Origin of the sequence: Allobacillus saliphilus, assembly GCF_018138385.1 — a bacterium.
Classification (GTDB): Bacteria; Bacillota; Bacilli; order Bacillales; family Alkalibacillaceae; genus Allobacillus; species Allobacillus saliphilus.
In genome coordinates, this window is sequence record NZ_JAGSIE010000024.1 from 29,163 (window position 1) to 53,897 (window position 24,735).

The 24,735-nt window shown below is 38.3% G+C and carries 27 protein-coding genes; 2 read left to right on the forward strand and 25 right to left on the reverse strand.

The window, feature by feature from the left end:
• Positions 1-6 precede the first annotated feature (6 nt).
• The 21 genes from KC820_RS08445 to KC820_RS08545 all read right to left on the reverse strand — a co-directional run bounded on the left by KC820_RS08445 (position 7) and on the right by KC820_RS08545 (position 15,909).
• Positions 7-606 carry a CNNM metal transporter family protein gene (locus KC820_RS08445; RefSeq protein ID WP_144087416.1) on the reverse strand — a complete coding sequence of 200 codons (600 nt, stop codon included), beginning with the start codon at positions 604-606 and terminating at the stop codon, positions 7-9.
• 699 nt (positions 607-1,305) lie between these two features.
• Positions 1,306-2,184 carry a polyprenyl synthetase family protein gene (locus tag KC820_RS08450; protein WP_212370225.1) on the reverse strand — a complete coding sequence of 293 codons (879 nt, stop codon included), beginning with the start codon at positions 2,182-2,184 and terminating at the stop codon, positions 1,306-1,308.
• Positions 2,174-2,431: an exodeoxyribonuclease VII small subunit gene (gene xseB / locus KC820_RS08455; protein ID WP_272874475.1), complete on the reverse strand. Its 258-nt coding sequence runs from the start codon at positions 2,429-2,431 to the stop codon at positions 2,174-2,176. Before xseB ends, KC820_RS08450 begins: the two co-directional genes overlap by 11 nt.
• Positions 2,424-3,776, reverse strand: coding sequence for an exodeoxyribonuclease VII large subunit (gene xseA / locus KC820_RS08460; protein WP_212370227.1), 1,353 nt, complete (start codon positions 3,774-3,776; stop codon positions 2,424-2,426). Before xseA ends, xseB begins: the two co-directional genes overlap by 8 nt.
• A 26-nt stretch (positions 3,777-3,802) precedes the next feature.
• The gene (gene folD, locus KC820_RS08465; protein WP_212370228.1) at positions 3,803-4,660 is read right to left on the reverse strand and encodes a bifunctional methylenetetrahydrofolate dehydrogenase/methenyltetrahydrofolate cyclohydrolase FolD; all 858 of its coding nucleotides are present in this window, start codon (positions 4,658-4,660) and stop codon (positions 3,803-3,805) included.
• A gap of 13 nt (positions 4,661-4,673) precedes the next feature.
• A complete protein-coding gene (gene nusB, locus KC820_RS08470) occupies positions 4,674-5,054 on the reverse strand; it encodes a transcription antitermination factor NusB (protein WP_212370271.1) in 381 nt (126 codons plus the stop codon).
• 181 nt (positions 5,055-5,235) lie between these two features.
• Entirely contained in the window at positions 5,236-5,625 is a 390-nt protein-coding gene (locus KC820_RS08475; RefSeq protein WP_212370229.1) for an Asp23/Gls24 family envelope stress response protein, read from the reverse strand.
• A gap of 16 nt (positions 5,626-5,641) precedes the next feature.
• Positions 5,642-7,003 (reverse strand): acetyl-CoA carboxylase biotin carboxylase subunit, encoded by a 1,362-nt coding sequence (gene accC / locus KC820_RS08480; RefSeq protein ID WP_212370230.1) that lies wholly within the window; start codon positions 7,001-7,003, stop codon positions 5,642-5,644.
• 13 nt (positions 7,004-7,016) lie between these two features.
• A complete protein-coding gene (gene accB, locus KC820_RS08485; protein ID WP_212370231.1) occupies positions 7,017-7,532 on the reverse strand; it encodes an acetyl-CoA carboxylase biotin carboxyl carrier protein in 516 nt (171 codons plus the stop codon).
• Between the two features lie 247 nt (positions 7,533-7,779).
• Positions 7,780-8,484, reverse strand: coding sequence for a SpoIIIAH-like family protein (locus tag KC820_RS08490; RefSeq protein WP_212370232.1), 705 nt, complete (start codon positions 8,482-8,484; stop codon positions 7,780-7,782).
• Between the two features lies 1 nt (position 8,485).
• Complete coding sequence (spoIIIAG, locus tag KC820_RS08495) at positions 8,486-9,106, reverse strand: stage III sporulation protein AG (protein ID WP_212370233.1); 621 nt, start codon at positions 9,104-9,106, stop codon at positions 8,486-8,488.
• A 4-nt stretch (positions 9,107-9,110) separates the two neighbouring features.
• Positions 9,111-9,707, reverse strand: coding sequence for a stage III sporulation protein AF (gene spoIIIAF / locus KC820_RS08500; protein ID WP_186279499.1), 597 nt, complete (start codon positions 9,705-9,707; stop codon positions 9,111-9,113).
• A gap of 12 nt (positions 9,708-9,719) precedes the next feature.
• Complete coding sequence (gene spoIIIAE / locus KC820_RS08505; RefSeq protein ID WP_212370234.1) at positions 9,720-10,886, reverse strand: stage III sporulation protein AE; 1,167 nt, start codon at positions 10,884-10,886, stop codon at positions 9,720-9,722.
• 16 nt (positions 10,887-10,902) lie between these two features.
• A complete protein-coding gene (gene spoIIIAD / locus KC820_RS08510) occupies positions 10,903-11,295 on the reverse strand; it encodes a stage III sporulation protein AD (protein WP_212370235.1) in 393 nt (130 codons plus the stop codon).
• Between the two features lie 13 nt (positions 11,296-11,308).
• Positions 11,309-11,518, reverse strand: a complete 210-nt coding sequence (spoIIIAC, locus tag KC820_RS08515) for a stage III sporulation protein AC (RefSeq protein WP_144087428.1) — start codon at positions 11,516-11,518, stop codon at positions 11,309-11,311.
• An 18-nt stretch (positions 11,519-11,536) separates the two neighbouring features.
• The gene (spoIIIAB, locus tag KC820_RS08520; protein WP_212370236.1) at positions 11,537-12,049 is read right to left on the reverse strand and encodes a stage III sporulation protein SpoIIIAB; all 513 of its coding nucleotides are present in this window, start codon (positions 12,047-12,049) and stop codon (positions 11,537-11,539) included.
• A complete protein-coding gene (spoIIIAA, locus tag KC820_RS08525) occupies positions 11,991-12,986 on the reverse strand; it encodes a stage III sporulation protein AA (protein WP_212370237.1) in 996 nt (331 codons plus the stop codon). The genes spoIIIAB and spoIIIAA overlap by 59 nt, the downstream gene beginning before the upstream one ends.
• Positions 12,987-13,252: 266 nt before the next feature.
• Positions 13,253-13,813, reverse strand: coding sequence for an elongation factor P (gene efp / locus KC820_RS08530; RefSeq protein WP_144087431.1), 561 nt, complete (start codon positions 13,811-13,813; stop codon positions 13,253-13,255).
• A 23-nt stretch (positions 13,814-13,836) separates the two neighbouring features.
• Complete coding sequence (locus tag KC820_RS08535; RefSeq protein WP_144087432.1) at positions 13,837-14,898, reverse strand: M24 family metallopeptidase; 1,062 nt, start codon at positions 14,896-14,898, stop codon at positions 13,837-13,839.
• 13 nt (positions 14,899-14,911) lie between these two features.
• Positions 14,912-15,346, reverse strand: a complete 435-nt coding sequence (aroQ, locus tag KC820_RS08540; protein ID WP_212370238.1) for a type II 3-dehydroquinate dehydratase — start codon at positions 15,344-15,346, stop codon at positions 14,912-14,914.
• Between the two features lie 80 nt (positions 15,347-15,426).
• Positions 15,427-15,909 carry a YqhR family membrane protein gene (locus KC820_RS08545; protein WP_212370239.1) on the reverse strand — a complete coding sequence of 161 codons (483 nt, stop codon included), beginning with the start codon at positions 15,907-15,909 and terminating at the stop codon, positions 15,427-15,429.
• Between the two features lie 123 nt (positions 15,910-16,032).
• On the opposite strand from KC820_RS08545, the gene KC820_RS08550 reads away from it, so the two are divergent.
• Positions 16,033-16,392 (forward strand): SA1362 family protein, encoded by a 360-nt coding sequence (locus KC820_RS08550; protein WP_212370240.1) that lies wholly within the window; start codon positions 16,033-16,035, stop codon positions 16,390-16,392.
• Positions 16,393-16,556: 164 nt separating this feature from the next.
• Here the strand turns inward: KC820_RS08550 and KC820_RS08555 are convergent, their stop codons facing one another.
• Positions 16,557-20,243 carry a vitamin B12-dependent ribonucleotide reductase gene (locus KC820_RS08555; protein ID WP_212370242.1) on the reverse strand — a complete coding sequence of 1,229 codons (3,687 nt, stop codon included), beginning with the start codon at positions 20,241-20,243 and terminating at the stop codon, positions 16,557-16,559.
• Between the two features lie 319 nt (positions 20,244-20,562).
• Between KC820_RS08555 and KC820_RS08560 the strand changes: the two genes are divergently transcribed.
• A complete protein-coding gene (locus KC820_RS08560) occupies positions 20,563-20,928 on the forward strand; it encodes a rhodanese-like domain-containing protein (protein ID WP_377862721.1) in 366 nt (121 codons plus the stop codon).
• A gap of 49 nt (positions 20,929-20,977) precedes the next feature.
• On the opposite strand, the gene KC820_RS08565 is transcribed toward KC820_RS08560, so the two are convergent.
• The 3 genes from KC820_RS08565 to gcvPA form a co-directional block, all read right to left on the reverse strand.
• A complete protein-coding gene (locus tag KC820_RS08565; protein ID WP_212370246.1) occupies positions 20,978-21,763 on the reverse strand; it encodes an SDR family oxidoreductase in 786 nt (261 codons plus the stop codon).
• Between the two features lie 158 nt (positions 21,764-21,921).
• Positions 21,922-23,385: an aminomethyl-transferring glycine dehydrogenase subunit GcvPB gene (gene gcvPB / locus KC820_RS08570; protein ID WP_212370247.1), complete on the reverse strand. Its 1,464-nt coding sequence runs from the start codon at positions 23,383-23,385 to the stop codon at positions 21,922-21,924.
• Positions 23,378-24,727: an aminomethyl-transferring glycine dehydrogenase subunit GcvPA gene (gene gcvPA / locus KC820_RS08575; RefSeq protein ID WP_212370249.1), complete on the reverse strand. Its 1,350-nt coding sequence runs from the start codon at positions 24,725-24,727 to the stop codon at positions 23,378-23,380. The genes gcvPB and gcvPA overlap by 8 nt, the downstream gene beginning before the upstream one ends.
• Positions 24,728-24,735 lie beyond the last annotated feature (8 nt).

The following is a 24,735-nucleotide window of genomic DNA, read 5'->3' on the forward strand; positions in this document are numbered from 1 at the left end:
TTATAATTATATTTCTTTTCGCTTCTTTTTCTTCAAATCGGGTAAAATTTTAATATGCAACTTTTTATCGAAAAAAGCAAACATTTTCCCCACAACCAAAATGATATTTGTTGATCGGTGAATGGCATATGTTTTGGCAATTGCCTTACCACCGACCGTCAATGCGGCGACAAAACTTGTTAATATGATATTCAATATGAATTGTAGGTTCGTTACATCAGACTGTAACACCACAGCCAATTGAATGACGACCAAAGTGGACGCTGCACCACTAATGATTCCCGAAATATCTCCGATTACATCATTACAAAACGTAGCAAATCTGTCTGCATTTCTGACGATGACAATCGCTTCTCGTGCACCATTCACTTTTTCAGAAGCCATTGAGTGAAACGGTTTTTCATTAGCAGCAGCTGCAGCTACTCCCATCATATCAAAGAATACACCAATCAATACAATAAATAAAACAATAAGTAAGCCTAGATACCAGCTTGTACCTTCTAATGAAGCGTTTGATATAACTGAAAAAATGGCCGCTAACACAGCTGTGATAACGGCAATTCCAATACTAAATTTAATTGATCGTTTCAACAAACTTTTTTTCATAAATAACCTCATCTAAGCTCATACTAACAAAATAATAACTATGTATAGAGGGAATGGACACTTAAATGGTAAAAATTGTGGCTTAGGTCCAGTAGGTTTTCCCAAGCTGCTACCATGTGTTGCCACATTGGCGGTTTCCCTTTAAAGCAACCTTAGCCGCGTCACCGCCAGCTAGACTGGATTACCACTTAGTCCACACCATAATCCCATTTAAGTGCATGTTACGACAGTCTAGGAGATTTCCTCAACAACCTTTGACCATTTCCTAGCCTCTTTTGCAGTACTTATTTCATGCAATTGTGCTCACACACTGGTAACGACGGCCGATCGTTGTAGTATGTTAAATTGCAATCCCCTAACTACCACTCAAGGCAGGCTACGCTGCCGATAGAGTTTCCCCTATCCAGCAGGTTCATACCCCACTTCATATCTCGGTAAGCGCAATCACCGAAACACAATAGTGGGCCTCCGCGGAAGCAGGGTCTACGCCCACATGCCTTTGTGGATCGCCCTACGACCTTAACTCCCAGCATTGACCCCAGGCTGGGCGCCTCAAGCCAACACAAGGAACTTCATCGATGTGCCCTTTGGCGGATTTTTAGGCCCGCCTTCAGAAATGGAGGGTCGACTAGAATACTGTTCCACTCCCTATTTAATTATATATTATCACAGAACGAACGTTCATACAATTTATTGAACCTAATTTGATCGGTTGCCAAACACATTAATAAGCTCTAAAAGACGCGGTTGATCAACATTAGAGGATAAATAGGCTTCCTTGGCCTTATCCATATATTGGTTTTTCTGATCTTTGGCACCTTGTAAACCGAGTAACTTTGGATAGGTACTTTTATTCCTAGCTAGATCACTTCCGGTTAGTTTCCCTAACTCATTTGAATCCCCTTCAACGTCCAATAAATCATCTTGAACTTGAAACGTTAACCCTAAATAGTAACCGAAAGTTTGTAATGATTCAATTTGTGGTGGAGTAGCTCCTCCTAAATAGGCACCGATCTTTATTGCCGCTTGTATAAGCGCACCTGTTTTCTTGATATGGATAGTTGATAATTCATGTTCTTCAATCTCTTCGTTTTCTGCTTTTAAGTCTAAGTATTGGCCACCGACCATGCCATTAACACCGCTCGCTTGACTTAATTGTTGGATGACATACACTTTTTCCTCTGCTTCAAGGAATGGTGAGGAAGAAATTAATTGAAAAGCATACGTTAATAATCCATCACCAACTAATATCGCCGTAGCTTCATCGAACTGACGATGCAACGTCGGTTGACCTCGGCGTAAATCATCATCGTCCATAGCCGGTAAATCGTCGTGAATTAACGAATACGTATGGATAAGTTCCAAAGCAACTGCTGGGTGAGTTGCTTTTTTAAGCTCTGTTGAGAATCCTTCATATGTCGACATCAATAATATAGGGCGAAGTCGCTTCCCTCCAGCTTTTATTGCATATTCAATGGCTTCTTTTAAAAGGCTCGGTGCTTCGAGTTCTTCAACCAACTCAATTAGCTTCTTATCAATCAATTTTTGTTTATTTAAAATAAAACGATTAATTGTCACCTGGTTCTTCCTCCATTGTGAAGTCTTCAGTAGCACCGTTTTCTTTCATAATCTGAGTCATCTCTTTTTCGACAGACGTCAATTTATGATTACATATTTTTGAAAGCTCCATACCTTTTTTATACAGTTCGATTGCTTTCTCCAAAGGTACATCACCCTCTTCTAGTGCTCGGACAATCTCTTCCAATTGTTCCATTGCTTGTTCAAAGTTCAGTTCCTCGTTCTCCATCTTGGTCTCTTCAGTCATCTAAATCATCCCCTTCTATTAATTGTTCAACTTTACAATCCATCATTCCATCCGATAAAGATACACGAACTTGATCGCCGACTTTAACTTTCTCAGTTGATTTTATGAGTTTTCCAGAAGGTTCATAAACGATTCCGTATCCTCTTTTCATGGTTTCAAGCGGGCTTAAAATTGTTAATTTCTCCAGCTGATTAAAGAAGCTAGTCGCTTTATGATCAAAAAGATTTGAAGCTGATTTCACAATTGATTGCGATAAATAATGCAACTCACTTTTTTTCTCCGCTACAAGGTGACGGGGTGAATAGCTAATCATTTGCTCTTTACGACGTTCAAAATGTTGCTCCTTTCGCTCTAAAAGGATTCGCATATTTCGATCCAAACTAGCGACAAGCCGATCAAAATCTTGTTCTTTCTGTTGGGTTAGCTGAACTGGATACTTGAATGCGTACGTATTTTCCAATGATCTGAGTTGTTCTTTTTTTCGTCTAATCTCTGCGTTCAAGTGGTAACTTAATCGATTTTCCAGATGATTTAATTGATTATGTAATTCAAGCATAGATGGAACAGCTAGTTCTGCTGCGGCTGTCGGAGTAGGTGCGCGCAGGTCTGCAACAAAATCGCTTATTGTAAAATCTGTCTCATGACCTACTGCCGAGATAATTGGTATCGACGATTTCGCAATGGCACGAGCAACCTGTTCTTCATTGAAGGCCCAAAGTTCTTCAATTGAACCCCCACCTCTACCAATGATCAGCACATCAAATGACTCTTCATTCGCTTTTTCAATTGCTTTTACAATCGACGGTGCAGCATCTCGACCTTGCACGTTGACAGGAAGTAATGTTCGTTTAATAAATGGAAAACGTCGTTCAATCGTTGTTAAAATATCTCGAATAGCGGCCCCAGTCGGTGAAGTAATGATACCAATATGATTCGGAAATGATGGTATTTGTTTTTTTCGTTCATCCTGAAACAAACCTTCTTGTGTAAGCTTTTTCTTTAATTCTTCATAAGCTAAATAAAGGGAGCCGATTCCATCAGGTTCCATCGCCTGTACATAAAGCTGGTACTGTCCTTGTGGTTCGTATAAATTTACTTCTCCTTTAACGAGAACTTTCATTCCATTTTCAGGTCGAAATTTCAAAAATTTATTTTGAAACGAGAACATTACCGCAGAAATCCTTGAATTTTGATCTTTTAACGTAAAATACATATGACCCCGTGAGTGATGATTGAAATTTGAGATTTCCGCTTGTAACCATACACTTCGTAAATGTTTGTCTGTTTCAAGTTTTCTCTTTAGATATTTTGTTAAGGCAGTAACTGTTAGATATCGTTTATCCATTCTTCTCCACCTTTTGAAGCAAAAATTTACTTATCTGCACTGTTCCGAACTTTTGCAGAAAGAACTGTATTGTACAAAAGCATTGTGATCGTCATTGGCCCTACACCTTTCGGGACAGGTGTAATAAAACTCGCTTTTTCTTTTACTTCATCAAAAGCAACATCCCCGACGACCTTTCCTGATTCAAGATAAGTATTTCCTACATCAACAATGACTGCTCCTTCTTTAATCATATCATCAGTAATTGTATTTGCCTGACCAACGGCAACAATCAATAGGTCTGCTTGCTTCGTCATCTCTTTTAAGTTTTTTGTCTTTGAATGGCAATAAGTAACTGTCGCATCGTTGTTTAATAAAATTTGTCCAATAGGCTTCCCGACTATGTTACTTCTTCCAACTATGACTGCATGTTTACCGGCAACTTCTACTCCATAATAACCAAGCATTTTTTCAATACCTAATGGTGTACAAGGAATAAATCCAGGTTGATTATTGGATAATCGGCCGACATTGATTGGATGAAATCCATCAACATCTTTCTCTGGTTTAATGGTTTCTAACACTTTACGTTCGTCAATTTGCGGTGGAAGTGGAAGTTGAACCAGTATTCCATGTATGTTTTCATCTTCATTGAATTCATTAATTTTATCTAAAAGTGTCTCTTCTTTTAGATCTTCTGGGAATTCTACTACCTTAGAATAAATCCCAATTTTTTCAGCTGCGTTTCGTTTAATTCGCACATAAGTTTTAGATGCATAATCATCCCCTACAATAATGACTGCCAACCCCGGTTGAATATTCTTTCTTGATAAAGCTTCTACTTCATCTTTTAAGTCGGAACGCATTTTATTGGCTAATTCTGTTCCGTACATAACTGTTGTCATCGTGCGTTCCCCCTTATTTTGTAGTAAATTTCGATAAAATACCGTTAATGAATTTTCCCGATTGTTCTTCATTAAATCGCTTCGCTAGATCAACAGCTTCATTAATCGAGACTTTGACTGGTACATTATCTATATATAATATTTCATACACAGCAATTCTTAGCACTGTTTTTTCAACAGTACCGATACGATTAAAAGACCATTTTTCTAATTTTTCACTGATTGCTGTGTCAATTTTCTGTTGATGTGTAAAGACACCTTCAATAAGTTCATGAGCATATAAATCCACTTCCTCCTCAATTGCTCGGAACAAATCCTTATAATTCACTGTTTCATTAATATCTAGTTGGTACAATGCCTGAAATGCTTTTTCTCTTGCGTGTTTTCTTGAAATCATATATAAACTCCTTAACTAACCACTATTTCACTTTATTATATACATAATATCCTTCGTTAGTTTACCATGAAACATGAGAAATAAAAAAGAATATATTGAACAAGTTGGTCTGATGGCAGACGACAATAAAAAAGCCTAACAATAGAAAGTATCCTTTCCATTGTTAGACTTTTTACATTTATGCTTTTTCTTCAGCTTTATCCTCGATTTGTACGCCTACCACATGAACATTGACCTCAAGAATCTCTAATGCTGTCATATTTCGTAGTGTTGTCCGGATGCTATCTTGAATTTTTTGAGCGACCGTTGGCACAGAAACTCCATAATCAAGAACGGTAAAGATATCAATCTTAATACCATCATTTTTCAATTCCACTTTAACGCCTTTTCCATGTCTTTTCTTACCTAGCTTTTCAGAGACATTGGATGCAATGTTACCGCGCATGTTTGCAACACCACTTACGTCATTGGCAGCAATTCCCGCAATGACTTCAATAACTTCTGGTGCAATTTCAACACGACCTAATGATTCGTCATCACTGACATTCAACAGTTGTTTATCGTCCATTATTGCTCACCTCTTTCTACTCTCCATCTTCTTCCATAACTTTATAATTTTCAAGGAATTTAGTATTGAAATCACCTGAAACGAATACAGAATGATTCATCATACGTTGATGAAAAGGAATTGTTGAGTGAATACCTTCAATCATAAATTCATCTAAGGCACGTTTCATTTTATCAATCGCTTCTTGTCTTGTCGCGCCATGTGTTATTAGTTTTGCAATCATGGAATCATAGTAAGGCGGAATCATCCAACCGGAATAAGCGGCAGAATCAACGCGGACTCCGAAACCACCAGGAGGCAAATACATCTCAATTCTACCTGCAGATGGCATAAAGTTCTTAAAAGGATCCTCTGCGTTAATCCGACATTCAATCGACCAACCCTCAAATTGAATATCCTCTTGTTTAACAGATAGCACTTCTCCACTTGAAACTCGGATCATCTCCTTGATTAAGTCAATCCCCGTAACCATCTCTGTAACAGGGTGTTCAACCTGGATCCTTGTATTCATTTCCATGAAATAGTACGTATTATCTTCCAAGTCATAAATAAATTCGACTGTGCCTGCGCCAATATAGCCAACAGCCTGTGCTGCTCGAACGGCCGCTTGTCCCATGTCAGCTCTTGTTTTCTCATCAATGGCAGGTGAAGGGGTTTCTTCGATTAATTTCTGCAAACGTCTTTGCACTGAACAATCTCTTTCACCTAAGTGAACGGCATTCCCATGACCATCAGCCATTATTTGAATTTCAACATGACGGAAATTTTCAATGTATTTTTCTAAATATACACCTGGATTACCGAAAGCTGTTTCAGCTTCATTTTGAGTAATTCGAATCCCTTTGACCAACTCTTCTTCGTCTTTAGCGACTCGAATCCCTTTCCCACCGCCACCAGCTGTAGCTTTGATAATTACTGGATAACCGATTTCTTCAGCTACTTTTTTACCTTCCTCTACGTCAGCGATAATTCCGTCTGACCCAGGAACGATCGGAACCCCTGCATCTTTCATCGTTTCTCGAGCAACATCTTTTGTACCCATTTTGGAAATCGCTTCAGCACTTGGCCCGATGAAAATGACATTACATTCTTCACACATCTCTGCAAAATCAGCGTTTTCAGCTAAGAAACCATATCCTGGATGAATCGCATCGCAATTGGTCAACTTCGCGACACTCATAATATTCGTCTTATTTAAATAACTATCTTTACTAGAGGCTGGTCCGATACAGTATGCTTCATCAGCCAATTGAACATGTAGTGATTCTTTATCGGCTTCTGAATATACAGCGACACTTTCAATGCCCATTTCTTTACAAGCTCGAATAATTCGCACCGCAATTTCGCCACGGTTGGCAACTAATATTCGTTCGATCACGGACAATCCCTCCTTACGCTTTTTTAATTCTAAACAACGGTTGTCCGTATTCAACCAACTCGCCGTCTTCAACTAATATTTCTACAATTTCTCCGTTTACTTCGGCTTCGATTTCATTGAATAACTTCATTGCTTCTACGATACATACGATAGAGCTGCTTTCGACTCGATCTCCAATATTTACATACGGGCCTTCTTCTGGTGAAGGAGCAGCATAAAATGTTCCGACCATTGGTGAGGTAATCTCATGATCATAATCTGTACGAGTGGCTGTCTCTTCTTGCTTTTCTGATGATTCGTCAGTTGCTTTTTCTGTTTGATTAGCAGATTCAGACTTTTCAACCGTAGGAACTGAAGCTTGCTGCTCAGTTCGCTGTGCAACAGATGGCTGAACGACTGGAGCAGCTTGTACTTCTCCTGTTGCTTTCTTTAAATGAACCTCTGCATTTTCAGTTTCATACTTAAATTCTGTAATGGATGACTCATCAATTAGTTTTATTAGCTCCCGAATCTCTTGTACCTTTAGCATATTGATTGGCACTCCTTTTCGATTTTAATCATGCGTTAATGATTTAATTGTACGATAAATGATGTTCCATGTTCAACTTAATTTTCACAACAATTTGCCAACAGTAAATATAATCGAATTCAGTTTGCCCGCTGATCTCTCTCATTCCAACAACTATCACACCACATTTTTTGGAATAACACATAAAAAACACCAACCAAGATTCAATAATCCCGATTGGTGATTAGTAGGTTGTATCAATTCTATTTTAAGCTTGGTCTTCTTGATTTTGTTCCTGGTCTTGTTCATCTTCCTCTTCTTGTTCTTGCTGCTGGGCATCATCCGATTGTTCATCATCATATTCTTGCTCTTGATTTTGAGCATCATCCGATTGTTCATCATCATCGGACTCCTCTTGCTGACTTACCTCTCCTTGGTACTTGACTGTAACGTCCAACATACCAAATTCATCACGTGCCATTTGCATAATGTGGTTGGCATCAGTTTTAGATAATTCATTAGCCATAACCGTGACATTTACTTTATCATCGGCTTTTCGAACAAGGACATCTTCATAATTTTTCTCTTGAATAATCATCTTCTCAAGCAGAGATTCTTTTTGAGACATTGTTTCAATCGAATAGATTTGATCCATCGCATCATTTTTTTCTTCACTAGTTGCTGTAGTGGAAGATATGACTTCTGATAGCTTTTCTTTCATTTCACTTCTAGAGTCTTCCGTCTCAAGACGAATCGTTTGAAAGTAATCTCCCGTAGGCAATTCAGATACGACAAAGTTCTCACTTTCAGCCCCGTCCCCTTCTTCTTCATCTGAACGTTCTTCCTCTGTTTGCTCATCCTCTAAATCGGTCATTGCCGCCTGATCATCGCCCGGAAGCATATAATAAACACTTAACACAATCAATAAACTCAACATCGTAATTAACCAGACTGTCTGTTTTTTTAAAACCATTTTATTCCTCCTGACTTTTTGGCATTACTGCTATTCGGTGTGTAGATACATCTAGTAAACGTGAAACTGAATCGATTACCATTTGCTTAACTTGAATTTGATCAACCCCCTCTGCAATGACTAACACCCCTCTGATTTCTGGGTTTCTTGTTTGTATCAACAATGGTTCTTCATTATTGTTTTTTCGGATAAGTACTGTTTGGTCTTCGACTGTCTCGTCATCAACGGTCCTTGTACCGCCATTTTGATCATTTTCATCTGTTTTTTGATAGCTAGTCGTTTGATTCTTTTCGTAGATTTTTAAATCCGACGCATTTAATTGAACGACAACTTGTACATTCGATACGCCGGCCAAAGAGTTCAACGCTTCTGTCAGCATATTTTCTGTTTCTTCTTGAATTTGTGTAATATTTCGTTCATTCGTTTCTTTTGTGGCTTCTTTCTTCAGAAAAACTTCTTGTTCGTCTGTCATTGGTTGCTCATCCTCTTTCGAAGAATCCGAGAAGATATTTGAAACGAGTATGAACAAAATTCCAACTAGCCCAATTAATAAAATATATGATTTTTTAGTAGGTTTTTGACCTTTTTCCGAGTCAGTTTGAAACCATTGTTTAAGACCCATCGGATCATCCTCCTTCCCATTCAATTTCAATTGCCTGAAGAGGAAGATCTAATAATGAAGAAATCGACTTTGCGATTTCTATATCACGATCTCTCCGGTCTGTATGGTTATTAGCAGGGATTGATATCGTTTTAACTGGTTCGACCATATCTTGTTGCTGTTCTTCAAGCTTAAATGTTATTTCATCCATTTGCGGTTCTTCTTCGGATGTACTTTCTTGCATTTGGATAGAAATGTCTTGAATATTCACACCATATGTAGCCATCAACTCCTCACCTACCGTATTTTCTACTTGCTTTTCTAGCTGTTCTAATATATATGCATCAGTAGAGGCTTGTATTTCTATTTTTTTATCAGAAATCTCTTCTTTTATTGCATCTTCTCCTTGCATGAATTGCTCCAACTGAATTTGAGAGATGATTTGATCAGGATTTACTTGAAATATCATCTTTAAAGGATGAAGAAATAATAGAAATACAATTAACCCAAATACGAGCTTTATCACTTTTTCATGCGAATTTTTTGGAATCAATAAGGAGACGATTGTCGCCAAGAATATGAATAAAACAATTTGTGAAACCCAGTTCATCAAAAATGACATCGCCATTCCCCCTTATCGGATCATCAGTGTCATGTTACTGACGATTATCAACATGACAATCGCAAAGAAAAACATAAGTGACATTAGTAATAGAGCTACTAGAATATAAAGAATATATCTCCCCATCACATCGATTAAATCGACGACTGGACCATCAGCAATTGGCTGAAGGACTGCAGAGGTCACTTTAAAAATCAATCCAATAACAAGCACTTTAATGACTGGGAATAAAGTAATTAATAGGATGATGATGACACCTGCTATGCCAATTGAATTTTTTAGTAATATGGAAGCGGATAACACGGTATCCGTAGCATCCGTGAACATCCGACCGATGACTGGAATAAAATTACTCGTTACATACTTGGCAGCTCTAATGGCAACACCATCAGTTACAGCCGCATTTACACCTTGCAAAGACATGAGTGAGACAAATAGCGTTAAAAATGCACCCATTATGACGAATGCAACATATTTAAATAAATCAGCCAGCCGTGAAACGTTAAACTCTTCATTAATGAAACTAGCAATATGTAAAATGGCTGAAATGAATAGTAATGGCAATACCAATTTACTGATCAACACGCCCGAAACTTGTGTAAACAAAAGAATTAATGGTTGGAAAAAAGCAACCGTCGCTATATTTCCGAATGAAGCCATTAAACTTAGCATGAGCGGCAATAAGGCAAACATGAAATGACTTAAGGACTCAATTGTTTCCGTCGTGTAATTAACGGCTTTATAAAAGCTGGAAATTGCTATTGTCAATAAAACTCCAAAGATTACTAAGTAACTAATTTTACTGACTGAACTATTTTCAAATGAACCGACAAGAATTTTCAAAAAAACACTCAATAAAGAGAGTAAAAAAAGCATGCCGATCAACTTGCCATTCGTTCGCCATTCTTCTAAAAAAAATAATAGAAAACCGTTAACCCAATCTTTAATTGAAAAAATTGAACCATCCTTTACAGCATCTAACCAATGTTCCTCTGCTGAAAATGGTATGAATTCACGGTATTGTCTGAGTGCATCCTGCCAATAGACTTGCATCTCACCAGTATCAATCCATTGCTCATTCAGTTCCAAGTCCGTTTGCTGTCCCTCCGCAGTTGTATATACAGGAATAAAAACGAAGAGCATAAAGACAACGACAGAGAAAGCGACGAAAAACCGCATCGATCTAAACTCCTTCTTATTGCGGGATAAATGACATCAATGTTTCAAGAACTGAGATGAAAATGGGTAAAGCAAGCAACAATATGAAAAGTTTGCCAACAATTTCAACCTTGACGGCGACTGAATTCAACTGAGCATCTTTTAAAAGTTGTGAGATAAATTCGGTTAAATATGCCACGCCGATTACTTTGATCATCGTATCTAAATGAAGCAGTGATACATCGAATTTAGAGACAATGGACTGAAATAAATTGAAGAGTTGTTCGACTTGTTTTAGCACAAACAGAAAGACAAAAATGCCAAGGAGCAAAACGAGCAAAAAACTAATAGACTCATTTTGTTCGCGTACGATGATGACCAACATTGCTGCAACCATGATGATAACGAAAAGCTGTAAAATTGACCCCATGTATACCGTTCCTTTACAAGATCATTTGTAAGATAAAGACGGATTTAATTTGATTGAACAAACGGGATAAGTAATCGATGACGATAACTAAGACGATAATAAACCCAATTAACGTTGCCCAGTGAGCAATATCTTCCTTACCCATTTGTTTCAGAACGGTATGAATGATCGCGACAATAATGCCAACACCTGCCACTTGAAACAAAATATAAATATCTTGCATCGATTCATCCCTCCTCTCCTATATCAAAACCAATACAATCAAAACGCCAGTCAGCAAGCCCAATGTTCGACTCATATTCGCAAAGCGTTTCTCCTCTTCAACAGACTCATTCAACTGTTTGTGTAAATGAATCGATGCTAACTCAATTTGTTTCTTTTGTTGTACTAGATCATGCAAACCTAACGTATTCCCAAATTGCTTCAATACATGAAGATCTTTTTTTGTAAGCGCCAATCGGTGGGAATGACTTTGGAGTGACTCCTCCCAGACTTCTTGAAGTGACTCATCAACGTGTAAAAGTCGTTTATTTAGATCATCGAAAAACTTGCTGACCGGCTGACTCAGTTGTTCAGAAAGTAACTGAAACACTGATTGTATTGGCAACTTTCCAAAAGTCATTTCTGCCTCCATTAGTTGCAACGCTTGAATGAACTCTCGTAGTTGATTCGTTCTACCTTTATATTTATTTGATTTATCTAGCCCTACCCACGTGCACGTGAACAGGATGAGCAGCATGCCGATCCATTTCATGCTGTACACTCCTTATCCTCTTGTCTCTTTTGATTTCTTCAAATCGATGGTCATATACACTTTTGACTGTACCTGGAGTCGACAGTCGATCTAGAAAAACAAAGCGTTCGATCGCTCTTTCACGAATCAATGTTTGAATAGAAGGGCGTTTCTGTACGTCCTCTATTGAATCTCCGTGAACAGTGCAAATTAACTTAACTCCTGCATAGATTGCTTCAAGCAGACCGCGTGTGTCTTTTTCATGGCCGATTTCATCGACAACAATCACTTCTGGTGACATCGATCGAATCATCATTAAGATTCCTTCTGCCTTAGGACAATCAGACATAACATCCGTTCGATTCCCAACAGGATGTTGCGGAATGCCGTTTAGCGTCGCTGCAATTTCATTTCGTTCATCGATTAATCCGACTCGATGATGACGAAAACCATTCTCAGCATCGCTTATTTGTCTGATGATATCCCGTAAGATAGTCGTTTTACCTGTTTTTGGCGGACCGACGATTAACGTATTCAACACGTTCGATTGGTTGTCCATAATCAAGGGGCTGATCATTTGAGCTGAACCGATGACTGCTTTCGCCACCCGGATATTAAAAGATGAAACATGACTAATGGCCTTAACTGAACCATCCTGAACATTCACTGAACCACTCAGTCCAATCCGGTGACCACCTTGCAACGTAATGAATCCTTTTTTCAACTCTTCTTCTAAGCGGTATACAGAATGTTGACTGATTCGAGCTAAAAATCTTTTCGACTCCTCTTGTGTAAGCTGAATGGAACGAATAACAATCGATTTGGACGTTAAAACGACTTCAGTCGGCCGATGTACGCGAAGTCGAATTTCTTCTAATTCTTTCAAATCTTTTTCTGAAACAGATTCTTTAATTTTACTTGCAATATATGGTGGCAATACGTTAAATATCTCTTCCAAAAGACTTCCCCCTTGCTTGTCTTATCTCATTCTATGAGTCCTCTGTTTCAGTTATGCGTTTGAAATCTATTAAGCGAAGTATAATATTTGAGTATTTGGTAAGATAGTTTAAAGAGGATTGGAAAAAACTTTTGTGAGGAATGATCTTATAAATAAAGGGATCCTAGAATTGCTAATTGAATTGATATCATCATTTTGAATATAAAAAAACCTGCTATGAAAGTTAACATTCAACTTTCATAACAGGCATATGTTGAAATCAAATTTTAGTGAGCTCTCGATACATATTTACCTTCGCTCGTACTGATGATCAATCGGTCTCCTTTGTTCACAAAGAAAGGTACTTGTACGGAATATCCTGTTTCCAATTTGGCAGGCTTTGTTCCGCCACTGGCTGTATCTCCTTTAATTCCTGGTTCAGTTTCAATAACTTCAAGCTCTACGTTTTTCGGTAATTCGATACCTAATGTTTTTCCGTCATAAATCATAACGGTAACTTGGCTATTTTCCTTCATGAAATTTAGTTCTTCTTCGATTATATCTCCTGGAATATCCAGTTGCTCATACGTTTCTGTATCCATAAATGTATGGTTGTTATCTGATGCATATAAATATTGCATTGGACGACGGTCCAGATGTGCTGTATTCACCTTTTCTCCTGCTCGAAATGTTTTTTCTTGTGTATTTCCGTTTTCAAGATTTTTTAATTTTGAGCGAACGAACGCTGCACCTTTACCTGGCTTTACGTGTTGAAATTCAAGAACTTGCCAAATGGAGCCATCTAATTCTATCGTTTGTCCTGTTTTAAAGTCGTTTACTGAGATCATTTATATTCCTCCTCTACTCTGATTTACAGAGTAATTAATTCTTTTGTTGAAAAGTTCAATGGTTCATTGCCATTTTCGGTAATAACAAGGTCATCCTCAATACGGCAACCGCCGACATTAGGAACGTAAATACCTGGCTCGATTGTTACTACCATGCCCGGCTTCAACTCGGTATCTGACTTCAATGATAAGCTTGGAGATTCGTGTACATCCATACCTAAACCGTGACCTGTTGAATGGCCGAAATAAGAACCATATCCTTTTTCTTCGATGTAATCACGAGTAAGTGCGTCTGCTTCTCTACCAGTAATACCCGCTTTAGTTCCTTCCATTCCTTTGAGTTGCGCTTGCAAAACCGTGTCATAAATCTCTTTTAATTGATCACTAACCTCACCAACAGCTACCGTACGTGTAATATCTGAGCAATAACCTTTATACAACGCACCAAAATCAAGCGTTACTAACTCTCCTGTTTGAATCTCTTTATCCGAAGCAACTCCATGCGGTAAAGCTCCTCGGTAACCCGAAGCAACAATGATGTCAAAAGATGAGGATGTCGCTCCTTGCTTTCTCATAAAGAATTCCAATTCATTCGACACATCAATTTCTTTGACGCCTGGTTTAATAAAACCTTGAATATGTTCAAAAGCAGCATCTGCAATTTTTCCAGCTTCTTTCATAATGGCAAGCTCTTCTTCAGATTTAATAATACGTAATCTCTCTACTAGACCATTAACCGGAACAAATTCACACGTTAATTCTTTTTGATACTGTTCAAAAATTGCGTAAGTCAGATTTTGTTTTTCAAATCCTAATTGTTTGATTCCAAGTTGATCAACTTGTGAAGCTACTTCAAGGTGAACTGGACCTTTATGTTCTACAATCGTAAAGCCCTTTACTTGATCCTTCGCTTGCACTGTATAACGAAAATCAGTAATGAAAACAGCATCATTTTCAGTTACTAGTACGACACCGGCAGTTCCTGTAAATCCGGTCATATAACGTCTGTTCTGTCCATTTGTAATCAACATACCATCAACATTTTCTTCTTTCATGATTTGTCTGAGCTTATGTAGTTTCTCCATGATTTTCTCCCCTTTATGATTGTTTGTTCAAGAATGAATAAGCAGCCATTAAGTATCCATCAATACCGAAACCAGTAATTTGTCCGGAGACGACAGGAGATAGATACGAATGTTGTCGAAAAGATTCTCTCGCATAAATATTCGAAATATGCACTTCCACGACAGGTGTCGCAATGGCCTCCACAGCATCTCTAATTGCAATGCTTGTGTGTGCATAAGCACCAGGATTAAAGATGATCCCTCCATATTGACCATTCGCCTCATGAAGCGCGTCAATGAGTTCACCTTCATGATTTGATTGAAAACTCACCAACGAAACATTGTGCTCAGCTAACAACTCACGCACATGTTTTTCAATCGAATCCAAATCAACCGTGCCATACACTTGAGGATTTCTTTTTCCAAGCATATTTAAGTTCGGTCCATTGAGAAGTAGAATCTTTTCCATGCCTATTCCCCTTTTTTTCTACAATAAATTTAGTTTATCATAAAATGTGCAGGCATGTTATTCATCCGATTATTGGCACCTTATTCTTGAAAAGTAATTCGTTCACCATTGGCGTCAAAGGCAATTGTATAGGCGACAAAAACACCGTACATAACAAATTGGCAAACTGTTGCCGTTATCGTATCCATCTCTAATTCATTAAAATTTGGAACATAAGAAAAATAAGGATTAAGAACAATGAAAAAGATTGCCCATAATATCAATCCATAGATTACACCATGAATGACTCGTGCAAACTTTTTAAAGAAATAATAATAAATAATTGCCGGTATTGTACCTAATAAGCCAAGAATAAAGAGGCTGATCAGTTCGCCGGTCATCCCTTCTGTCCAACTACCTGAGAAAAATGAACGTAGAATAAAACTCGCATGTGATACGGTTGAAAATGACATAAAATAACCAACCGAACTCATTGCTCCCCATAGTAATGCGCCCACAAAACCCGTTACCAAGCTTTTAACCAGTAAATTTTGGTTTTTTCTTGGATAATTCTCCTCAGTCATCAAATCACCTCGGTTTTAATTTGGACAAATTAGGGAAAATCATACTATGGAAATAAGTATATAGATATCTAAAAGTGGTATAATGATGATAAATAAAGTTCGGACCGAAAGGAGTGCCTAGTCATGAAGTGGGGTAAATGGATAGCTTATGGGATTGCCATTCTAGCTGTAATTGGATTAGTAGGTCAATTGATTATGAATCCTGGTGGCTTTATGCGCAACATGTTGATGATGGTCGGCGCTGCAGTTGTGATTGGATTTCTACTCTATTTCTTCTTAATTCGCAGAAGAAGCAATGTGAGTAGTGGTTATAAAAAGGCACTGAAACAATCAAAGCAAATGTACGGAAAGTCAGGCTCTAAAGTTAAGCCAAATATGAATGCGAAGACGAGTGGCCAACCGAAACTACAACGCATGCCACGAATAAGAAAGAAATCGGGTAATCAACCAAATTTACGTGTAATCGAAGGCAATAAAAAATAAAATTCGTTTCACGACAAACATCTATGATTAAATATAACCCCCCAGATTTGGATTATTGAAATCAAAATCTGGGGGTTTATTTGGATATCTAGCTACCTAAATAAGATGAAAAACTTAAAAAAGATGATCCCGCCTGAATAACGAGATCATCTTTTTGTTATTTCTTACAATCCACACTTCAACTGTGCACCACAGTTTGTACAAGTATTACATCCGCCGACGTCTTCTATACTTCCTTTACGACAAACCGGACAAGTATCACCGATTTCAGAACCGATGTTCATATTCGTCTTTTCCAATTCCTTAACAGTGTCGACAAGAACAACTTTCTTTTCTTCTTCCTCGAACAATTCTGTCTGCTCAGAGAAATCATTTTCTTCGGCTTTCAAGGTTAATACTTGGCTATCTCGACTACCGTCTACATAAACCGTACCACCTTTTGCACCGCCCTTATAAAGTCGTCTGTATACTTGTTCTACTTGATCAACACGGTATCCTTTAGGCGCATTGACCGTTTTTGAAATAGAGCTGTCTACCCACCGTTGAATAACACATTGTGTATCAGCATGTGCTTCTGGCGATAGACTCATTGCTGTAACAAACCATCTCGGAAGGTTATCTGGATCTTGCTCTGGGTGAAGTTCTAAATATTCATTCACGATATCCGCTTTAACTTCGATAAATTTACCGAGTCGTCCACTTCGATAGTAAGTGAAGGAGAAATATGGCTCCAATCCTGTTGACACACCGACCATCGTTCCTGTGGATCCGGTTGGCGCAACTGTTAATAAGTGCGAATTTCTAATTCCATATTGTAAGACACCTTCGCGAATATCTTTAGGCATCTTCTGCATATATCCTGTATTAATAAATCGCTGTCTAAGTTCTTTCGTTTCTTCTTCAGTTTCTCCGACTAAGAATGGGAAGCTTCCTTTTTCTTTAGCCAGTTCAATTGATTCACGGTAGGCAGTCGTAGCAATCGTTTCAAAAATCTCATCGACTAATTGATTGCCTTCCTCGGAACCATATTCAGTTTCACAGTAAATCAAGAGATCGTGTAGCCCCATGACGCCTAAGCCAATTCTTCTTTCCCCTAAAGCTTGTACTCTATTGTCTTCAAGAAAATACGGCGTTGAGTCAATGACATTATCTTGCATACGGACACCGACTTTTACAGTTTCTTTCAACTTTTCAAAGTCAGGTTTCGCTTGTTGCTTGTCAGCAATTGCTGCAAGATTGACTGCTGCCAAGTTACAGACGGAATAAGGTGCTAGTGGTTGCTCTCCACAATTGTGAACAACAACCCCATTCGCAATTAATGAATGAGTCTCTGGTTCTGTAATATCGTAGACAGTAACTAACTCGCCATCCTCAATTCGATTAACTGTTGTAATGAATTTTTCGTTTTTACGAGAGGATTTAGGGACAACTGCTAACAAATCTTCTTTTCGTTGAATGTGTTTGAAACCAATTTCTTTTTTAAACAATGACAAGTTGTTTCCTGAAATTATTAGTTCATAGAATGGTTTGCTCTCATAAACTTTTTCTTCATTATTTTTTGTTACATAACGGAATTGTGTTTGATTATTCTTTTTACGGAAATAGATTTTACTATGGATTCCATAATTTAATAAAAGTAATTGCGCGTCTTGTAATAATTCCTTAGACGAAGAAGTCAAACGAACCGTGCGATGGTTTTTATCCTTTGTATAAACTGTACCATCCGCACAGAATAGTCCGCGTAAGTAATTCGTTACCGTTGATTTGGAAGCGGTGAAAATCGCTTCTGGAACTCTTTTTTCGTGAGCCCGGCATGCTTTCATTCCTAGCGCTTTCATTTTCTCTGTGAAAGCCTTTCGGTTATAGCTTACTTGGAAAGTACCGTTTTGCCTCTCCATCACTTTTGGTGTGAAACCACTTAATTCACGTCCGATATCAAGTATTTCAGGAATGATTTCTTGATCGTCTTTACCAAAAACAAGTCCAACACGGTTATCCTTTGAAAGCCATCCATCGCCAGTTAACCACCCAAGGAATAATCCAGTTCTTTCACCAATCTCATCTGTTTCAGCGAATCCCCCTTCGCCGGATTGAATATAGACAAGATCTTCTTTCGTTAATTCCTGTGCTTCTTTCCATCCTTGGTCGGTATATATTCGATGGTCAGGCGTGACGTTCAACTCCATGCCATTTTTTAAGAGAACTTTTAATGTTTGTTTTTCTCCGGTTGGAAACACAATAGCTTTACGGTGTGCAATGCCTGATGCTTCGTATTCCCGTCCATTGACAACCTTTGCCTGTTCTATCAAACGATTGTCTGTCGCTGTCAGAAATGATTGCCCGCCTACTTTTTTATATAAATCTTCAATCGTTATTAATCCGAATTCTGTAGAGATTCGTGTAGATGGATGGAAACACGGATTCGTGGCGACTACTTTTTGACCATAAGCAGTAGCATTTGTTTCCTTATTCGCATTATCGATAAAGAAGATTCCTGGTTCTGCAGAATAAGTCGCACAAATATTAATTAGATTCCATAAATCGTTAGCTTTTATCGTTTTGTACGTACGTACCCCGAAACCTTGCTTTTCCCATTCACGAACATCTCCAACTTCATGCCAATTGTCATTGTAATAATCCATTTCTGAGTCTGTATAATTTTCAACATCTGGAAATCTTAATTCATACACATCATCCTGCTCGACAGCTTCCATAAATTCATCCGTTATACAAACTGAAATATTGGCTCCGGTCAAAAATTCCGGGTGGTGTACACTGTAAGTTCCTCCGTCACGAAGCTTTTCTTCGGCATCTTTTATGTTTTGGTCAGAAAAACCTCCCTGACCGGGAATGTGCTTATAATTGACAACACCTTGATACATTTGTGCTTCTGTTTCATTCAGCGGTGTGAATTTAAGCTTGTCTTTGGCCATTTGCTGGATGGTTTCATCTTCAATATTCTCAATAAGATATCTTAGAATTCTCGGATTTTGCATTTTAGAGATAATGAATTCAATAATGTCTGGATGCCAATCATTTAACATAATCATTTGCGCACCGCGTCTAGAACCACCTTGCTCGACCAAATGTGTTAGTTTAGCAATATCATCCAGCCAAGATACGGAACCTGAAGATTTTCCATTTACACCTCTTGCTAGTGCGTTACGAGGTCGAAGAGTCGATCCATTTGTTCCGACACCACCTCCACGTGACATAATTTCCATCACTTGTTTACGGTGGTCGCTAATCCCTTCACGTGAGTCTTTTACGAATGGCATGACGTAGCAATTGAAGTACGTTACATCTGTATTTGAACCTGCACCGTATAAAACACGACCAGCAGGAATAAAGTTCAAATTAGAAAGCTCATGATAAAATTTCTTAAACCATTCTTGCTTTTTATTAGGGTTGGTCTCTACTTCAGCAAGTCCCGTCGCGTTTCTCAAAGCAATTTGTTCATAAAAAACTTCAAGTGGTTTATCAATCGTACTTAATGGACGAACAATTTTGCCGCTTTCTCGCTCTTCTTCTTTTTCGAGAACGTGTAAAAATTCTTTCTCAACCTGTACAGTAGCCTGATTGTTATTTTTATTAATCTCTGTAATGAATCCAGTTCCTCTGGCAGGGAATTTCGGATCTTCTTTAATGGTTAGGACGACAAAATCGCCCACTTTCAATGTTTTTTTCTCCGTGTCTTTAAAAGCATATCGATCTAACATGACTAGACGGGATACACCTTGATGTGTCGTTTTCATATCCGATGTAATTGGATGTACCTGTGTGAATTGTTTAATATCTTCATTTAATTGTTCAATATCCAATGTAGCGGTTTTTTCTTTTAAACTTTGCATCCGTTACACTCCTTCATCCAAGAATTCGACAAAGATCATCGATTTCTGCTATTATTATATTGTTTTCACCATACCAAACCAGTTACAAAAAAGCAATACATTTTTCCATATATAGTTCTTTAATATCAATATTACCACTATATATGGTGTTCGAAACATTTTGATTCGATATAATAAAAAAATGTTTACCCATTGGGTTTAAGCCATTTAAAAAAATTCATGATATACCTTTGAATCTTATATAAAATCTATTTATAATATACAGTAGAGAAAAGAAAAGAGGGGAATTCAATTGGATATTTTATTTACAATCTTAGTCATCGCAGCGATATTGATTGTATTCGTTGTCATTCAAAATATACGACGTCAACGTTATTTGAAAACATTAACGGAAGATCAATTTATCGAGGGATATCGTAAAGCACAATTAATTGATGTCCGAGAACCACAAGAATTTGAAAGAGGACATATTCTTGGCGCTCGCAATATTCCTATGACACAAATGAAACAACGGTTGAATGAGATTCGTAAAGATAAACCCGTCTATTTATATTGCCAAAGAAGTTCACGTTCAAATCGTGCAGCAAGCCTTTTGCACAAAAGAGGTTATGAAGATCTGAATCAACTAAAAGGCGGATTCAGTAAGTGGACAGGTAAAGTAAAAACGAAGAAAAAAGGATATTAAATAAAAAGATGTCAGCCGAGGACAAAAACCCTGGCTGACACTTTTTTGTTTAGAGTTCAGCTTCCCATCTCTCTTGTTGCATTTCTTTCATTTTGTCTTCGGTTTCTTGTGGGAAAGCAGTTCGATATTTATGATGATCTTGGGGAATCACTTCAATCATTTTATCAATCATTTCTTTCGGATCGAATTGGTTATTTAAACCTTCTTCTTTCTCCTTCATATCTTCTGCATCACTAAAGTTAGTTTCTGGATCGAACCATTTCCATTGTTCTTCTGCAGCCCGATCATTAAAGCCGGTATTAAATGGACCTGGATTAATCGTGCCTACTTGCACGTTAAAAGGCTTTAACTCTTTTGATAAGCTAGACGCCATTGCTTCAATCGCATGCTTTGTTGCAGCATAAGGTCCGCCATACGGAGCTCCAAGAATCCCGGCAATCGAACTCATAAATAAAATTTTTCCTCTTTTCTTACCAACAAATTGTTTTGCTGCGAATTGGACTGATTTTAAAGTTGCGAATACGTTGATTTCAAAAATTTGACGGAAACGTTCCATAGGGACTTCAGCCAATGGACCACGTTCATTAATCGCTGCATTAGCAACAAATACATCAAAATCATATCGATTAATCTGATTTAAATCGATTTCATTCGTAATATCTAATTTAAAAACTTCGATTGATAATTTGTTATCATTTGCCTCACGGAGTAGGTCCGTTTTTTGTGAAGTTGTTTCTGTCGTTGCAATCACTTGGTGACCTTTTTTTGCTAAGCCAATTGCGGTTCCTCTACCTAAGCCGCTTCCTGCACCTGTAATGAATATCGTCTTGCTCATAAACGAAACCTCCTTCTTTTATTGCTCTACAATCATTTTCTTCCCTTTTCACATAGACATAAACGATTACTTGTTCGACACAATTCGGATTGCCATCAAAGATAAAAGAAAACCCGAACGTGCAATGATTATTGCTTCGTTCGGGTTACGTTCATTCATTATTCTTTTTCGTACTTCAAAACAGGTTTTCTTGCTGCCAATGTCTCATCCATTCGACTAACTACCGTCGTATGAGGTGCATCTTGGACGATTTCAGGTTCTTCTTTTGCTTCGTTGGAAATTGAGATCAATGCATCGATAAACTCATCCAAGGTTTCTTTTGATTCCGTTTCTGTCGGTTCAATCATCATAGCTTCCTCCACATTAAGTGGGAAGTAAATGGTTGGTGGGTGAAACCCAAAATCAAGTAGACGTTTCGCTATGTCCAGTGTACGAACACCCATTTTTTTCTGTTTCTTACCAGATATAACGAATTCGTGCTTACAATGTTGTTCGAATGGTAATTCAAATTCTCCCTGTAAGCGGCGCATCATATAGTTTGCGTTCAATACGGCATTTTCACTAACTTGCTTCAAACCATCAGGTCCCATCGAACGGATATACGTATATGCACGTACGTTAATACCAAAGTTTCCATAATAAGGTTTAATGCGTCCAATGGAGTCTGGACGGTTGTAATCAAAAGTGTATTGATTGTCTTTCTTCGTCAATACAGGTTTTGGCAAAAATTTTGCCATCTCTTCGGTAACACCTACTGGCCCTGAACCAGGACCCCCACCGCCGTGAGGACCAGTGAACGTTTTGTGTAAGTTTAAATGCACAACGTCAAAGCCCATATCACCTGGTCTTGCATATCCCATAATGGCATTTAAATTCGCTCCATCATAATATAAGCGTCCGCCAGCTCCGTGTACGACTTCAGCCATTTCAATAATTTCTTCTTCAAATAAGCCGAGCGTATTTGGATTCGTCAACATTAGTGCTGCTGTTTTCTCGCTGACGACCCGCTTTAAATCGTCTAAATCAACAAGACCGCGCTCATTTGTTTTTACAGTGACCGCTTTAAAACCAGCTACCGCTGCGGATGCTGGGTTTGTACCGTGTGCAGAGTCAGGAACGATGACTTCCGTACGCTCTGTGTCCCCGTTGGACTCATGATAAGCACGAATCATCATCAATCCAGCCCATTCCCCTTGAGCACCTGCTGCTGATTGTAGGGTAAATTGGTGCATACCTGTAATGTTTTCCAATGAAGTTTGCAAGTCGTACATCAATTCCATTGCTCCTTGAGCAGTCTCTTCGGCTTGATACGGATGTACAAAACTGAAACCAGGCAAGCGAACGATCTCTTCGTTGACTTTCGGGTTATATTTCATCGTACAAGAGCCCAATGGATAAAACCCTGAATCAATTCCGTGGTTTCTTTTTGATAGTGCTGTATAGTGACGAACGATTTGTAGTTCACTCACTTCAGGTAATTCTGGAGCTTCTTTACGGATATACTCATCCTCAAAATCTGCATCCAAATCTACATCCGGAACATCTAGTTCAGGTAATTGATATCCTTTTCGTCCTTCTTTACTCATTTCAAAAATCAACGGAAAGTCTTTTTCTTTAGCCATGGATATCACCCAATTCTTTAACAAATTGATCGATCTCTTCTTTCGTTCGTATTTCTGTGACAGCAATTAACATATGGTTCTTTAACGATTCATCTACTTTACCTAGGTCAAAGCCTCCGATGAAGCCTTTATCAATTAATTGATTATTCACATGGTTTACGTCTTGGTCCAGTTTTACGACAAACTCATTGAAGAAACGGTTACTGTATAACACTTCAAACCCTGCATCTTCCAATGCTTTTTTAGCATAACGGGCTTTTTTCATATTTTTTGTCGCCATTTCCTGAATTCCACGCTTACCAATCACACTGAGAAATACGGATGTTGCCAGTGCGTTTAACGCTTGGTTCGAACAAATATTGGATGTGGCTTTATCACGGCGAATATGTTGCTCACGTGCTTGTAACGTTAAAACAAAGCCCCGGCGTCCATCATCATCAACAGTTTGACCAACTAGACGACCTGGTACTTTACGCATTAGTTTTTTGTTCGTCGCAAAGTATCCACAGTGCGGTCCGCCAAACTGTGCTGGAATACCAAACACTTGTGTATCACCAACAACAATATCAACTCCAAATTCTCCTGGTGGAGTTAGATAGCCTAGAGCAAGTGGGTTGCTCGATACAATCGTCATCGTCTTTTTCTGTTCGCCAACCAATTCCTGGACCTCTTTTAACGGCTCCATTTGTCCATAAAAGTTTGGATATTGAACGACAACACTTGCCGTGTTATCATCCAACTCAGCTTTTAAATGATCTAAATCAGTCAACCCATCTTTGACGTCAATTTCTACAACTTCTACATTCGGTCCGGCTGTGTATGTTTTAATGACATCCATGGACTCAGGATGAATCGCTTTAGAGACTAATACTTTGCTTCTTTTCGTTTGACCTGCACTCAAATTCACCGCCTCAGCAAGCGCAGTTCCTCCGTCATACATGGATGAATTTGCAACGTCCATGCCAGTCAATTCACAAATCATCGTTTGAAATTCAAAAATAGCTTGAAGCTCACCTTGTGAGATTTCTGGTTGATAAGGCGTATAAGCTGTATAAAACTCAGAACGGGATATCATGTGATCGACAACGGACGGCATGTAGTGATCATACACACCCGCTCCCAAGAACGATACATGCGATTTTGTATTTACGTTTTTAGCTGCAAGTTGTGTCAGTTCTTTCGTTAACTCATGTTCGTCTTTGGCTGGTTTCACATTCAATTCGCCACGAAAGCGAACTTTTTCAGGTATGTCAGCGAATAGCTCATCGGTTGATGTAACGCCAACTGTATCTAGCATTTCCTTTTTATCTGTTTCTGTCATAGGAATATAACGATGTTGCATAGATCAAT

Bases quoted from the DNA above. Each gene is read 5' to 3' on its own strand.
- KC820_RS08555 (WP_212370242.1), bottom strand. From the start codon at position 20,243: ATGCAAAGTTTAAAAGAAAAAACCGCTACATTGGATATTGAACAATTA.
- KC820_RS08545 (WP_212370239.1), bottom strand. From the start codon at position 15,909: ATGACTGAGGAGAATTATCCAAGAAAAAACCAAAATTTACTGGTTAAA.
- xseB (WP_272874475.1), bottom strand. From the start codon at position 2,431: ATGACTGAAGAGACCAAGATGGAGAACGAGGAACTGAACTTTGAACAA.
- gcvPB (WP_212370247.1), bottom strand. From the start codon at position 23,385: ATGGCTAAAGAAAAAGACTTTCCGTTGATTTTTGAAATGAGTAAAGAA.
- spoIIIAG (WP_212370233.1), bottom strand. From the start codon at position 9,106: ATGGGTCTTAAACAATGGTTTCAAACTGACTCGGAAAAAGGTCAAAAA.
- accB (WP_212370231.1), bottom strand. From the start codon at position 7,532: ATGCTAAAGGTACAAGAGATTCGGGAGCTAATAAAACTAATTGATGAG.
- KC820_RS08565 (WP_212370246.1), bottom strand. From the start codon at position 21,763: ATGAGCAAGACGATATTCATTACAGGTGCAGGAAGCGGCTTAGGTAGA.
- aroQ (WP_212370238.1), bottom strand. From the start codon at position 15,346: ATGGAAAAGATTCTACTTCTCAATGGACCGAACTTAAATATGCTTGGA.
- KC820_RS08535 (WP_144087432.1), bottom strand. From the start codon at position 14,898: ATGGAGAAACTACATAAGCTCAGACAAATCATGAAAGAAGAAAATGTT.
- spoIIIAC (WP_144087428.1), bottom strand. From the start codon at position 11,518: ATGCAAGATATTTATATTTTGTTTCAAGTGGCAGGTGTTGGCATTATT.
- xseA (WP_212370227.1), bottom strand. From the start codon at position 3,776: ATGGATAAACGATATCTAACAGTTACTGCCTTAACAAAATATCTAAAG.
- spoIIIAE (WP_212370234.1), bottom strand. From the start codon at position 10,886: ATGCGGTTTTTCGTCGCTTTCTCTGTCGTTGTCTTTATGCTCTTCGTT.
- KC820_RS08550 (WP_212370240.1), top strand. From the start codon at position 16,033: ATGAAGTGGGGTAAATGGATAGCTTATGGGATTGCCATTCTAGCTGTA.
- spoIIIAB (WP_212370236.1), bottom strand. From the start codon at position 12,049: ATGAAATGGATCGGCATGCTGCTCATCCTGTTCACGTGCACGTGGGTA.
- spoIIIAF (WP_186279499.1), bottom strand. From the start codon at position 9,707: ATGTCATTTTTGATGAACTGGGTTTCACAAATTGTTTTATTCATATTC.
- KC820_RS08490 (WP_212370232.1), bottom strand. From the start codon at position 8,484: ATGGTTTTAAAAAAACAGACAGTCTGGTTAATTACGATGTTGAGTTTA.
- gcvPA (WP_212370249.1), bottom strand. From the start codon at position 24,727: ATGCAACATCGTTATATTCCTATGACAGAAACAGATAAAAAGGAAATG.
- KC820_RS08475 (WP_212370229.1), bottom strand. From the start codon at position 5,625: ATGGACGATAAACAACTGTTGAATGTCAGTGATGACGAATCATTAGGT.
- spoIIIAD (WP_212370235.1), bottom strand. From the start codon at position 11,295: ATGGGGTCAATTTTACAGCTTTTCGTTATCATCATGGTTGCAGCAATG.
- KC820_RS08445 (WP_144087416.1), bottom strand. From the start codon at position 606: ATGAAAAAAAGTTTGTTGAAACGATCAATTAAATTTAGTATTGGAATT.
- efp (WP_144087431.1), bottom strand. From the start codon at position 13,813: ATGATCTCAGTAAACGACTTTAAAACAGGACAAACGATAGAATTAGAT.
- folD (WP_212370228.1), bottom strand. From the start codon at position 4,660: ATGACAACAGTTATGTACGGAACAGAATTAGCCAATAAAATGCGTTCC.